Below are 11,934 nucleotides of genomic sequence, written 5' to 3' on the forward strand. Positions count from 1 at the left end.
TCTCCTGTGTTTTAGGAGGTGTTAGCGGCGTAAGGCTCCGCCTGGGAGCACATCGTCTTGCAGACTCCGCGTCCTTCCATCAACGCCCTCTTTCAATCAGCAGTCCGACGCGGATGAGTCACCCTCTTGAAAAGCTAATCGTGGAAATTCAAGCACTCGAACGCAGCGTGGCGGACAAGATCCACGGTTCGTCGGGCGAACCCACCGACGAACGCCAACATCAAAATGTGGTCTTCGACGCGGATCTCCGACGTCGTCATCGCGTCTTTGCAAAATCCCTTTGGCGTTACATGCTCGATTCGACGGTGATGACGGTGCTCACTGCGCCGGTGATCTACGCGCTGTTGATCCCCGTTTCGATGCTCGATTTGTTCGTGACGGTCTACCAGTGGGTTTGCTTTCCCGTCTACCGGATCCCGGCGGTCTGCCGACACGAGTACGTGGTCATCGATCGGCACCAGTTGGCTTATCTCAATGCGATCGAAAAACTGAACTGCGTGTACTGCGGTTACGCCAACGGTGTACTGGCCTACGCGCGCGAAATCGCTTCCAGAACCGAGCAATACTGGTGCCCGATCAAACATGCCCGGCGGGTGAAAGGCTGCCACACGCGGCAGTGTCTGTTTTGTCGATTCGGTGACGCGGAGGGGTACCGCCACGAGCTGGACAGGATTCGAAAGCGATTTACGGATCTCCAGTGACCCCGGCCGCCGATCCTTTCGTGCTGCCGGAAAGGGGCGCGATGCGATGGAGTACAATTGCGATGGAGTACAATAGGGCCTCACGATGTGACGCCCAGCTGAATCCTAGAATGCGGTTTTCCTCGTCTCCATGTCTTCCCAACGCGACCCATCCAAACCAGCAGTGCCCCCGAAGGATTCGGGCAAATGGGTCCGCCTGGAAAACGCCGAAGGCTGCGTCGCCACCGCCGCTCGACTGACCCTCACCAGCCGGCTGGCGGCGGTGCTGTACCATCTGCCCCGGGCGAGTTCGCGGTCGGATGCATCGATCGAGCACGTGCATCAGTTGCGCGTCAGCACGCGACGGGTCATCGCAGCGTTGCAACTGTACAAAGACGTGCTGAGCGACAAACAGGCGCGTCGGATGGGTCGCCGGATGAAGCGCATTCGTCGGGTTGCCGGTGTGGCACGGGATCTGGATGTGCTCGCCCTGCGCTATCGCGATTCGGGTTCACGAAAACACCAACGGCTGGTCCGACGCTTGACGCCGTTGCGGCACCAGGCTCGGAAATCGATTGCGAAGCTGAATCGCGAGCTGATCGACCACGATCGCTTGGCCAGACGCGTGAAGAAGCTGCTCGCGGCGATCTCCTGTGAGTCCCCAATGGACTTGGCAGAATTCGCAACGATGCAGCTTGCTCGTCGTTCGCAGTGTTTCTTCAAGCACGCCAAACGCGATCTGGACCGCATCGACGAACTGCATCGATTTCGCATCCAGGCGAAGCGATTCCGATACACCGTCGAGTTACTCGGTGACGTCTTGCCCGCGGAGATTCGCACCCAGATCTATCCGGTCGTTTGCAACGTCCAAGAGCTGTTGGGCGAGTTGCACGACCATTCGATTGCCCGTGAACGGATGAAACGATTGGCGCGAAGGGAAACCAAGTCAAGTCGTGCGAGACAATTGAAAACGCTTGCTCGAAAGGAAGGGCGAATGATGGAACAGGCGGAGCAGAGGTTTCGAGATTGGTGGACACCGAGCTTTTCCGGCCAGCTCGAGCGTTCGGTTGAACGAATTTTGCAGGATGCCGGGTGATTCAAAGTCGTCGGTCCGTTCAAGTCACTTCTGCGTTGGTGGAATCCTCACACGTGGGCGCCACGGATTCGGCCCAGGCGTTGGGGTCGGGCGGGCTGTCGCGATCGGAGACCGGCGCCCCGATCAGCAAACACGCCAACAGCGCCGCGCGTTCGGGCATCTTGTCTTCGATCACATGTTCGATCAGCGCATGGGCTCCATCACCGACCGCGCCCAAACCGTCCAAGGTCGCGGTGTGCAGACTGGTGTAATTGCCGTCGGAACCTCCGCCCGCGGCGTCTTCACGTACTTCAAACCCCAACGCATCGGCGGCTTCCTGGGCGCGATGCCAAAGCGTTCGATTGCGTGGCGTCGGCTCCAGCGGTGGGCGATCGATTTTTCCGCTGACCTTGATCTGCGTTCCGGCCACGGTGGGCTCGATCGCATAGATCGCCTGTTCCACCCGCCGCGCGATCGCTTCGGTGCGGACTCGAACATCGACTTCCGCACGGCTTTCGGCGGCAACCACGTTGGGGCGAACACCGCCATCGATCATCCCCACGTTGACCGTCGTGCCGGCTTCGGGATCGTTGAGTGCATGCAGTGCCTGGACGACGTGGGACAGTTCCAGGATCGCGCTGATTCCCTTGTCGGGATCCAAGCCGGCATGGGCTGCTTTGCCGCTGATCGTGATCACGAACCGGCCGACGCCCTTGCGCGCCGTCTTCAGCCGCCCTTCCGGCCCCAGCGATGGCTCCATCACCATCGCCCGATCGACACACCGGGCCAGCTTTTTGATCCGCCAGGCTGATTCACCGCTGCCGATTTCTTCGTCCGAATTGATCAACAACACCGGCGTGACCGACGGACTCATCCCCAGTTCACGCAATGCACGGATGGCAAACACCGCTTGGACGAGCCCCGCTTTCATGTCGTACACGCCGGGCCCGTGCAGTCGCCCATCACGTGACTCGACCGGCATTTTGGCCAGCGTGCCGACCGGCCAAACGGTGTCGCAATGTCCCAGCAGCAACTGTCGGTGGGTGTGCGAACTCGGGTCACCCGGCATCGCCAGCAACTGCCCACCGGAGGTCTTGCCCGGATAACGCCGGCAGCGGAACCCGATGGAATTCAATTCGGCCTCGAATCGATCGAACACGGGGCCTTGGGTCGCCGGGTCGGCCGAGGGCGATTCGATCAGCGCGGTTTCGCGGGTCAGTTTGACCATCGAATCCTGATGTGTCGCCAACCAGCTGAAGATCTTTCCTGCGGTTGCTTTGTTCACGATTCGGTGTCCCTGGTTTTCTGAAAGCCGAGACGCAAGCTGGAAGCTTGCGCCACAGTTACTTTGATCCCAAGACGATGTTGATGGCGGTCGTTTCGTCGCTGGTGGAGACCACGACGTTGACGCTTCGCTCGCCTTTCGTCGCGTTCAACATGCCTCCGTTGGGTTGTTTCATGTTCATTTGGATCTCCCAGCCGGCATCGCGCAGTTTTTGTTCATGAAAGGCGATCGTTTCGCTGCTGGACTTGGGCGACTCGAGGGAAACCATCAGGCCTTGCGGGGTGGTGGCGGTCGTCATCACCTTGATCCCCGGCAGCGTTTCCAAGTCGTCGGGCCACTCGTCGGGCAGACTGAGCCCGGAGGAGGAGGCTTGGATTCGGGTTTGGCCGCCCGAGTCGTTCGCGATCGTGACGTCCACCCCGTCCCCCGACTGCGATACCGTGACCTCCTCTCCGTCTTCGGTGGTCACGACGGTTGGATCGCCACCGCAACCGGCGACCGCCCACAGCAACACGATGGCCGAGGTGGCTCGAATTAGAAACAACATGGTCCTGTCTCCCGAACGTGTGAAGGGTGCCGCACGACATGAATGCCAACATTGTACCGTCTGTGGGGCGGGTCAGCTTCCGGCTGGCCCGATCGAGACGGAACACTCGCTTGTCCGACATGACCGCATCATTCGACAGGGGGGAGACGGGCTGCGGTGTCCGGGGGTGAACTCATCGCGCACTTCAGACGTAGTGCTTTGTCAACTCTTCGATGGAGGGTGCCCCCCCTTTTTCCGCTCGCTACCGTTGGCCGCCGGCATGTCGTTCCTCCGAGATTTCCTGCGGCATTTCGGCGTCGATCGCGCGGTTTCGTACGCGATGGCGGCGCGGATGTGGCAGATCCCGTCCGGCGTGGTGACAACGGTCTTGATCGCCTTGTGCTTTCAACCGGACGAACAAGGCGTTTACTACCTGATCTTGACGCTGACGGGACTTCAATCCCTTGCCGACGCGGGGCTGATCAACACGCTGCTTCACGCGGCCAGTCATGAGACGGCCAAGGCACGATTTGATCGACGCGGTTACCTTCATGCTCCGCGGAGGGCGCGGGGACGGTTGTCGGGAATGGTTCGATTTGCGACGGTGTGGTTCCTGGTGGCGTCGGTGACCCTGGTTCTCGTCGGTGTCGCCGCGGGGGCCATTTTGCTGGGGCGTCAAGATGTTTTTCAAACCGCGTTCGCGCCGTTGGCCGTGGCAATGGTGCTTTCGGGGATGGCATTTTCCTTGGCCCCGCTGATCGCCATTTTGGAAGGCTGTGATCAAGTCCGAACGGTCAATCGGTATCGGCTTGGACAGACGGTGTTGGGCAGTTTCGTCGTCTGGATCTGCCTTGTCACGGGAGCCGGCCTCTGGACCGCCGCGGCGTCCATCGCGACGCAGTTGGCCTGGGAGCTCGTGTTGGTCGGATGGCGCTACCGCGTGTTCTTTTTACAGCTCTCTCGCACCCCGCGGAATCACTTTGATTGGCGACATGAGATCTGGCCGTTGCAATGGCGGATCGGAGTTCAGTCGATCGTCCGCTACCTGGCCTTTCTGCCGATACTGCCGGTACTGTTTGATGCGCACGGCCCGGAAATCGCGGGCCGCTATGGGATGACGTGGCAGGTGATCAGCAACCTGATGATGGTCGCCTATGTGTATGTCAGAACGCGTTCACCGGAGTTCGGTCGGCTGATCGCTGAGCGGCGCCGGGTCGAATCAAACCTTGCCTTCAAACGCGTGACGATCGGATCGACCGTGTTGTTGGTCGCGTTGGTCACGAGTTTCTGTGTCTCACTAGTGCTGTTGAACGCATTGCAGTGGCCGCCGACCGAGCAGATCGTCAGTCGATTTTTGTCGATCACCGCGTGTGCTTGTTTCGCCGTGGCGGTGATCCCGATGCATCTGACGCAGTGCTTTTCGATGTTCATTCGGGCACAGAAATTTGACCCCATCTGGCGGGTCAGTCTGCCGAGCGGTTTGACGCTGGCGGCCCTGGCCTATTTTTCAGCCCTTTCCGGCCGTGTGGAATGGATCGCAGCGTCGATGACGCTGACATTCGGCGGTTCCGCGATCGCCCTGTCGCTGATGTGTCGCTGGTACGATCAACATTTCCGGCAGATCGAAAAGGGGGCAAGTCGATCCGACGAGAACGGTTCTCAGATGGAGAATTCCGGGGGATTGGGTTAGAATCAAGCGGTGCGACCGGTTCGACTCGTTTTTGTGATCGGGCCTGATCGGCGAGTTTCCTGTTCGAAACGGATTGGATTGATCGCCTTTCACAGGTGGGTTAGCTTTGTGTGGGTTCGCGTTTGCGGTGCCCTCCCCAAACGCCCCCGAGAAGAACCGTCCGAACGGGCGGTGTTTTAGCAGTTTTGGACCCCAACGGAAGATTCCAGATGACGCATTTCGTCCGCCCTGGCAAACCTGTTCGGTTGCTCGCGGCTTTCGCGGTCGTTTGCGGCGGGTTGATCGCCGCCCCCGATCTGCAGGCCTACACGCCGGACGACCCCAAGATCGTGCAAATGGTCGATCGCGGGATCAAGTTCCTGGAACAGAACCCCTCGAACAACCCGGGCGAAATCGTTATCTGCGCGTACGCCCACTTCAAGGTCGAACACGACGAATCCAACGCCTTGGTGCAACGGGGGATCAAGGAGGCCAAGAAGTTTGCCGAAGAGACGACCCGCAAGGCCGAACATAAATCGCATTACGAATGCGCCGTATCGGTGATGTTGTTGTGCGAAATCAGCGCCACGCGGTATCGCAACGAACTTGCCATGTTCAAGCGTTTCTATGACGAGAACCAAAAGCCACACGGCGGGTACGGGTATCCGGAGGATCGGGAGGGAGACGTTTCGCAGACTCAGTACGCGATCCTCGCGATTTGGACCCTTGATCGACATGGATTTAAACTCGATTACAACCGTGTCAAGGCCGCGTTGGACTGGCTGATCGCCGTTCAGGACATCAATGGTCCGTGGCCCTATCACGGTAAAGTCCCGGTCAACGGTGGTTTGGCGCGACAGGAGAAAACCGGCATGTCGATGGCGTTGGCCGGGGCAGCCAGCTTGCTGATCGGCGGTGATGCGTTGCGGGTTTGGGGCGATACGGTGGTCGATGACGAACCGGGAATCGTCGGCTTGCCCAAAGCGGTCAAGATCTACAAAGAAGATGTCAACGTCGAGCGACGAAAGACGGTGAAAGTGCCGCCCCAACGGCTGCTCGGCCCCTGCGAATACATGGAGCGGTGGCGGCAACAAAACCCGGAGAAGTTCAGTGGCAACCTCTACTGGTACTTCTACACCGCTTACACCACCGAACGCTACGAGAGCTTTGTCGAAATCGCCAAAGGACTTCCCGCCAACAAAAGCCCTGCGTGGTACAACCGGATCGTCGGCGAATTGATCAAAATGCAATCGGCCGAGTCGGGGGGCTGGGAGATCAAGGCTCACACCTCACCGCCGTTGAGCACCGCGTTTGCCATCCTGTTCCTGATTCGCAGTACCCAAAAAGCCCTGGGAACCGGGGCCAGCGCATCGGCCATCGGCGGCTACCAATTCGGCGATGATGTCAGCAATGCGGAACTGGTCGGCGGGCAGGTGATCACCAAGGCGCCGGCCCAGTCGGTCACTCAAATGCTGGAGTTGCTCGAAAGCGATGGAGCCGATGATCTGGATGGAAAAGCGCTCGCCGACCGTGCCGTCTTGCCCACCAATCCGGTCGAACGATCCGCACAGCTGGACCGCCTGGAACGCCTCGTCCGCGGCAGCAGGTCCTGGCAGGCACGGCGGGTGTCCGCAAGGTTGCTCGGCACCAGCGATGACCTGCGCGTCGTTCCGGCACTGATTTATGCCTTGAGCGATCCCGATCATGCCGTCCGCGCCTATGCCCGTGACGGATTACGCTTCATCAGCCGAAAGTTCGAAGGCTTCGGGATGCCCGACAAGCCGACGAACGCGGAGATCCGCCAGGCGCAACGCAAGTGGCGTCAGTGGTACCTGACGATGAAACCGGGTTACGTCTTTATCGACGAAATTTAGTGGCACGGTTCAAACGTCTGCACGGCTTAATTCCGCATCAGGATCGATGAACGCCGCCGCGCTGATCTTTGCTGAAACCGCCGACGGATGGACGCCGTGGCTGGAAACGACCGGCGTCGTCCTGTTGGCGATCGCGCTGGTCGTTGGTTGCTCGGTCGCATGGCTCACGAACCTGATCGCGCTGCCGGGGAATTGGATCGGTGTGTTGCTGATCGCGCTGTACGCCTGGTTGGGACCGGCGACCGGCCGTTTGGCGATCGGTTACGGCCCGGTGTTGGCCGGATTTGCGATCGCATTGGTCGGTGAGCTGTTTGAGTTTTTTGCCGGTGCGGCCGGCGCCAAGCGGGCCGGGGCGAGTCGCAAATCGACGCTGTATTCGATCATCGGATCGATGGCCGGCGCGATCATCGGCGCGGTCGTGGGTGTCCCCGTACCGGTCGTCGGATCCGTCATCGCGGCGATTCTGTTCGGCGGAATCGGCGCCGCCGCCGGGGCGATGTACGGCGAGTGGTCCGACGGCCGATCCTGGAAAGAAAACTGGTCGGTCGGGCATTCCACCTTCTGGGGACGAACCTTCGGCACGCTTGGAAAAGTGGTGGCGGGACTGTTGATCGTCATCCTTGTCGTTGCCGCCGTCCTCCTTTAATCCACGTCGCCCGTTCATCCAAGTCGCCATGCCTGAAACCACCGACGCATTGCTCCAAACGGCTCTCGATCTGTTGTCGACGGGCAGACGTTCCGAGGCGATTCCGATCTTGCAGCAGGTCGTCCGCTCGACGCCCCAATCGGCCGCGGCGTTTCGGGCCTTGGCCGAAGCCCATCTGGGCAGCGGCGAGCTGGAGGAAGCGCGCCGCTGTTGCCAGCAAGCGACGTCGCTTGATCCTTCGTTCGACCGAGCATTTTATTTGCTCGGCGTGATCGGTGCCCACGCCGGAGACCTGGATGAATCGATCGCCGCGTTTGAACGTGCCATCGCGTTGCGTCCCAAGTACTTCGACGCCCTCCGCGGTTTGGCTGCCGTCGCCGGCCGATCGGGACAACTGGCTCGGGCCTTGGAGTGCTATCGTGAGCTGATCGTGGCCGGCATCGATCACAGCGAGATACTGTTGGAATTCGCCGAGACGGCAGAACGGCATGGGGATCTCGATGACGCCATCACGGCACGTAAAATCCTCGTCAAACGCGATCCGGACAATCTCGAAAACCGCTTCAATCTGTCGTCACTGACAGGGAAAGATCCGCCGGCGGTGGCCCCTTCTTCGATGGTCACCCAAACGTTTGATCGCTACGCAGAAACGTTCGAATCGCACTTGGGAACCTTACGCTATTCGGGGCCTGAACTGCTGCATCGCGCGGTCGACCGGTTTGAATCGCGGAGCGACTTGCGGGTCTTGGATCTGGGGTGTGGCACCGGACTTTGCGGCCAACCGTTCCGGCCGATGGCAGGACAGTTGATCGGCGTCGATTTGTCACCGCGGATGTTGGACAAGGCCAAGGACAAGAACCTCTATGACGCGCTGCATTGCGCCGATGTGCTTGAATTCTTGTCGCGGCCAGCCGAGTATGACCTGATCATCGCCGCCGACGTCTTGATTTACCTGGGCGATTTGCAACCGGTCTTCTCTGCGGCGCACAGCCGAATCGGCCGCGGTGGCCGATTCGCATTCACGATTGAATGCAGCGATTCCGATGACGTGGTTGTGTCGCGGAACCATCGGTACCTTCATTCGCCGAGCTATGTTCGCAGCGTGATCGCCGAAACGGGTTGGCAGATCGAGGTGCTGGACGAATGCACGCTTCGACAAGAGCGCGGTCAGGACGTCGCCGGGATCGTCGCGGTAGCGCGTCGGTCACGCTGTGCGTGACAGCAGGCATGCACAGCATGCCCTACCGGTCTAAGTTTTCGGGTCGTCAAGAAAGTGGCGTAAGCTTCCAGCTTGCGTTTCACGAGTGAAACGAGACGGCAAGCTGGAAGCTTACCCCACTTCTCATCCTGGACACAGCACTAGCGTGCCGAGCGAAGTTGCCCGCGGGCGCGTCGGACGGCGGTGTCCTTCAGTTGCGCCAATTCGGGGGTCGAAGCCGGCATCTCTTGAGCGACTTCGAGCGCCTCCTCGGCTTCTCCGACGTCCAACAGATCGACCGAGATCGAGCGTGCCGTCAGCACGCTGACGACGTTGCCTTCGACTTGGGCGAAGCCGCCGTCGACGAAATACCGCTGCGGACCTGCCGCGGTGGCCAGATGGAGCGTGCCGAAACCCAACCGACCGATCATCGGGGCTCGTCCGGGCAGGACGCCGAGGAATCCGTCGTACATGGGCAGCGTCACCGAATCGGCTTCGCAGTCCAATTCGGTGCGTTCGGGCGTGACTACGATGCAGCGTATCGCCATGGCTTATTTCTTCTCCATCTTCTTGGCTTGCGCCTCGGCCTGTTCGATCGACCCGACGTACATGAAGGCTTGTTCGGGCAGGTGATCCCACTTGCCGTCACAGATTTCTTCGAAGCTGCGGATCGTGTCTTCCAGCGGAGTGATCTCACCGGCCTTTCCGGTAAAGACTTCGGCGACCAGGAAGGGTTGGGACAGGAATCGTTCGATTCGGCGTGCACGGTGCACGATGGTCTTGTCGTCTTCGTTCAATTCGTCGACGCCCAAAATCGCGATGATGTCTTGAAGTTCGCGATAGCGTTGCAGCGTGGTTTGAACACGACGTGCGATTGCGTAGTGGCGATCACCGACGTATTGCGGATCCAGAATTCGTGAGTTCGACGCCAACGGGTCGATCGCGGGATAAATCCCTTTTTCCGAAATCGATCGTTCCAGATAGATGAACGCGTCCAACTGGCCGAACGCGGTTGCCGGGGCGGGGTCGGTCGGGTCATCCGCGGGAACGTAGACCGCTTGGACCGACGTGATCGCACCCTTCTTGGTCGACGTGATCCGTTCTTGCAAGGCACCCATTTCGGTGGCCAGCGTCGGTTGGTAACCGACCGCCGAAGGCATCCGTCCGAGCAGTGCGGAGACTTCCGAACCGGCTTGGGAGAAACGGAAGATGTTGTCGACGAACAGCAGCGTGTCGGCTCCGGTCGTGTCGCGGAAGAATTCCGCCATCGTCAACGCCGACAGGGCGACGCGAAGACGGGATCCTGGCGGCTCGTTCATCTGGCCGAACACCATGCAGGTCTGCTCGATGACCTTGCGTCCGGTCTGACCGATTTCGGTCTCTTGCATTTCCAACCACAGGTCGGTGCCTTCGCGGGTCCGTTCACCGACACCGGCGAAGACCGAATAACCGCCGTGGCTGCTGGCGATCCGGGCGATCAACTCGGTCAAAATCACGGTCTTGCCCAGCCCGGCACCACCGAACAGACCGGCTTTACCGCCGCGGACGAAGGGGGTCAACAGGTCGACGACCTTGATCCCGGTTTCGAACAATTCGGTGTTCGTGGACAGTTCATTGACCGGCGGTGCCTGACGGTGAATCGGCCAGTAATCTTCGGCCTGGACATCACCGCGTTTGTCGATCGGCTCGCCGAGCACGTTGAAGACGCGGCCGAGTGTTTCTTTGCCGACGGGGACCGAAACCGGTTTGCCGGTGTCGACGACGTCCATGCCCCGCATCATGCCGTCGGTGCTGCCCAGCGCGATCGCGCGGACGCGTCCGCCGCCGAGGTGTTGCTGGACTTCGCCAACCAGGTCGATCGAGACCCCTTTGTGCTCACTCTTGACTTCCAGAGCGTTGTAGATCTCCGGCATTTGGCCTTCGGGGAATTCGGCGTCGAACGTCGACCCGATGACCTGCGTGACTTTGCCGACGACGCGAGTTTCGGTTGCGGTGGACATGCTATTCTTCTTCGCTAAAAACGTGTTGTGGGGCGGGCCGCCTGGTGCGACCGGTCACCAGAGTGTGTGGATTTAACCTTCCAAAGCTTCGACGCCGCCGATGATCTCCATGATCTCGCCGGTAATCTGGCTCTGTCGGGCCCGGTTGTAAGTCATCGAGAGCTGTTTGATCATGTCGCCAGCGTTTTCCGTCGCGCCCTTCATGGCGATCATCCGTGCGACTTGTTCGCTGACCGCGGCGTCCAAGAAACACTTGAACAACCGGACTTTGAAACTGGTCGGGACGACTTCTTCGAGGATGCTTTCCGCCGAGGGCAGGAATTCGTATTCGACGTTGGTGCCACCGGCATCGTCTGGTTCGGTGTCATCGCCCAGCGAACCGAGCGGCAGCAGGGTTTCGACCGTGGCGACTTGCTTGGACGTGCTGATGAACTTGGTGTAGACCACGTCCAGCCGGTCCAATTCGCCGGTGATGTATCGGGAAAGATACGACTCGGCGATTTTCTCGACCTCGGCGTAGGCCGGTTGGTCTTCAAAGTTGAGGTGTTTTTCGTCGGTGGTGACGCCGCGGAACGCGAGTCCATCGACGCCTCGTTTGCCGCTGACGTCGACATCAACGTTGGGCAGCGAGCCTTTCAATTCCTTGATCAACGGCATCGCTTCCCGCAGGACCGAGCCGTTGTAACCGCCGCACAGCCCGCGATTGCTGGTCAGCACCAGGATCCGCGCGTTCTTGATTTCGTCGCGTTGTTCGAGCAACGGATGCTGGACATCCAGACCGGACGCGGCCAACCGCCCGACGATCCGAGTGATCTGTTCGGTGTAGGCGGTCGCGGCTTGTGCCCGGTCCATCGCTTTCTTGTATCGCGCCGTTGCGATCAGCTCCATCGTCCGCGTGATCTTGCGGATGTTGCGGATCGACTTGCGTCGTTTATCAAGCGCTCTTGCGTTGGCCATGAATCGTTAAACGGTGACGGAATG

The 11,934-nt window shown here is 60.0% G+C and carries 11 protein-coding genes; 6 read left to right on the forward strand and 5 right to left on the reverse strand.

Annotation, left to right across the window (positions count from 1 at the left end; genetic code table 11):
• Positions 1–113 precede the first annotated feature (113 nt).
• Positions 114–701, forward strand: coding sequence for a hypothetical protein (locus Enr13x_RS25680; protein ID WP_145389650.1), 588 nt, complete (start codon positions 114–116; stop codon positions 699–701).
• 130 nt (positions 702–831) lie between these two features.
• Positions 832–1,776, forward strand: a complete 945-nt coding sequence (locus Enr13x_RS25685) for a CHAD domain-containing protein (RefSeq protein ID WP_145389651.1) — start codon at positions 832–834, stop codon at positions 1,774–1,776.
• Between the two features lie 19 nt (positions 1,777–1,795).
• Here Enr13x_RS25685 and Enr13x_RS25690 read toward each other — a convergent pair whose 3' ends face one another.
• Together Enr13x_RS25690 and Enr13x_RS25695 are read right to left on the reverse strand one after the other, a co-directional pair.
• Positions 1,796–3,040, reverse strand: coding sequence for a M20 family metallopeptidase (locus Enr13x_RS25690; protein ID WP_145389652.1), 1,245 nt, complete (start codon positions 3,038–3,040; stop codon positions 1,796–1,798).
• Positions 3,041–3,098: 58 nt separating this feature from the next.
• Entirely contained in the window at positions 3,099–3,587 is a 489-nt protein-coding gene (locus Enr13x_RS25695; protein ID WP_145389653.1) for a hypothetical protein, read from the reverse strand.
• Between the two features lie 259 nt (positions 3,588–3,846).
• Between Enr13x_RS25695 and Enr13x_RS25700 the strand changes: the two genes are divergently transcribed.
• From Enr13x_RS25700 to Enr13x_RS25715, 4 genes are all read left to right on the forward strand, one after another.
• Positions 3,847–5,256 (forward strand): polysaccharide biosynthesis protein, encoded by a 1,410-nt coding sequence (locus Enr13x_RS25700; RefSeq protein ID WP_145389654.1) that lies wholly within the window; start codon positions 3,847–3,849, stop codon positions 5,254–5,256.
• A gap of 209 nt (positions 5,257–5,465) precedes the next feature.
• Positions 5,466–7,109 (forward strand): hypothetical protein, encoded by a 1,644-nt coding sequence (locus tag Enr13x_RS25705; protein WP_145389655.1) that lies wholly within the window; start codon positions 5,466–5,468, stop codon positions 7,107–7,109.
• Positions 7,110–7,155: 46 nt separating this feature from the next.
• On the forward strand, positions 7,156–7,755 hold the full coding sequence (locus Enr13x_RS25710) for a DUF456 family protein (protein WP_145389656.1): 600 nt from the start codon (positions 7,156–7,158) through the stop codon (positions 7,753–7,755).
• A 28-nt stretch (positions 7,756–7,783) separates the two neighbouring features.
• Positions 7,784–8,974, forward strand: coding sequence for a tetratricopeptide repeat protein (locus Enr13x_RS25715; RefSeq protein ID WP_145389657.1), 1,191 nt, complete (start codon positions 7,784–7,786; stop codon positions 8,972–8,974).
• Positions 8,975–9,114: 140 nt separating this feature from the next.
• On the opposite strand, the gene Enr13x_RS25720 is transcribed toward Enr13x_RS25715, so the two are convergent.
• The 3 genes from Enr13x_RS25720 to atpG all read right to left on the reverse strand — a co-directional run bounded on the left by Enr13x_RS25720 (position 9,115) and on the right by atpG (position 11,910).
• Positions 9,115–9,501 carry a F0F1 ATP synthase subunit epsilon gene (locus tag Enr13x_RS25720; protein WP_145389658.1) on the reverse strand — a complete coding sequence of 129 codons (387 nt, stop codon included), beginning with the start codon at positions 9,499–9,501 and terminating at the stop codon, positions 9,115–9,117.
• Between the two features lie 3 nt (positions 9,502–9,504).
• Positions 9,505–10,953, reverse strand: a complete 1,449-nt coding sequence (gene atpD / locus Enr13x_RS25725) for a F0F1 ATP synthase subunit beta (protein WP_145389659.1) — start codon at positions 10,951–10,953, stop codon at positions 9,505–9,507.
• A gap of 72 nt (positions 10,954–11,025) precedes the next feature.
• Complete coding sequence (gene atpG / locus Enr13x_RS25730) at positions 11,026–11,910, reverse strand: ATP synthase F1 subunit gamma (RefSeq protein ID WP_145389660.1); 885 nt, start codon at positions 11,908–11,910, stop codon at positions 11,026–11,028.
• Positions 11,911–11,934 lie beyond the last annotated feature (24 nt).

Source organism: Stieleria neptunia, from assembly GCF_007754155.1.
GTDB lineage: Bacteria > Planctomycetota > Planctomycetia > Pirellulales > Pirellulaceae > Stieleria > Stieleria neptunia.

Bases quoted from the DNA above. Each gene is read 5' to 3' on its own strand.
- Enr13x_RS25680 (WP_145389650.1), top strand. From the start codon at position 114: ATGAGTCACCCTCTTGAAAAGCTAATCGTGGAAATTCAAGCACTCGAA.
- Enr13x_RS25685 (WP_145389651.1), top strand. From the start codon at position 832: ATGTCTTCCCAACGCGACCCATCCAAACCAGCAGTGCCCCCGAAGGAT.
- Enr13x_RS25695 (WP_145389653.1), bottom strand. From the start codon at position 3,587: ATGTTGTTTCTAATTCGAGCCACCTCGGCCATCGTGTTGCTGTGGGCG.
- Enr13x_RS25700 (WP_145389654.1), top strand. From the start codon at position 3,847: ATGTCGTTCCTCCGAGATTTCCTGCGGCATTTCGGCGTCGATCGCGCG.
- Enr13x_RS25705 (WP_145389655.1), top strand. From the start codon at position 5,466: ATGACGCATTTCGTCCGCCCTGGCAAACCTGTTCGGTTGCTCGCGGCT.
- Enr13x_RS25710 (WP_145389656.1), top strand. From the start codon at position 7,156: ATGAACGCCGCCGCGCTGATCTTTGCTGAAACCGCCGACGGATGGACG.
- Enr13x_RS25715 (WP_145389657.1), top strand. From the start codon at position 7,784: ATGCCTGAAACCACCGACGCATTGCTCCAAACGGCTCTCGATCTGTTG.
- Enr13x_RS25720 (WP_145389658.1), bottom strand. From the start codon at position 9,501: ATGGCGATACGCTGCATCGTAGTCACGCCCGAACGCACCGAATTGGAC.
- atpD (WP_145389659.1), bottom strand. From the start codon at position 10,953: ATGTCCACCGCAACCGAAACTCGCGTCGTCGGCAAAGTCACGCAGGTC.
- atpG (WP_145389660.1), bottom strand. From the start codon at position 11,910: ATGGCCAACGCAAGAGCGCTTGATAAACGACGCAAGTCGATCCGCAAC.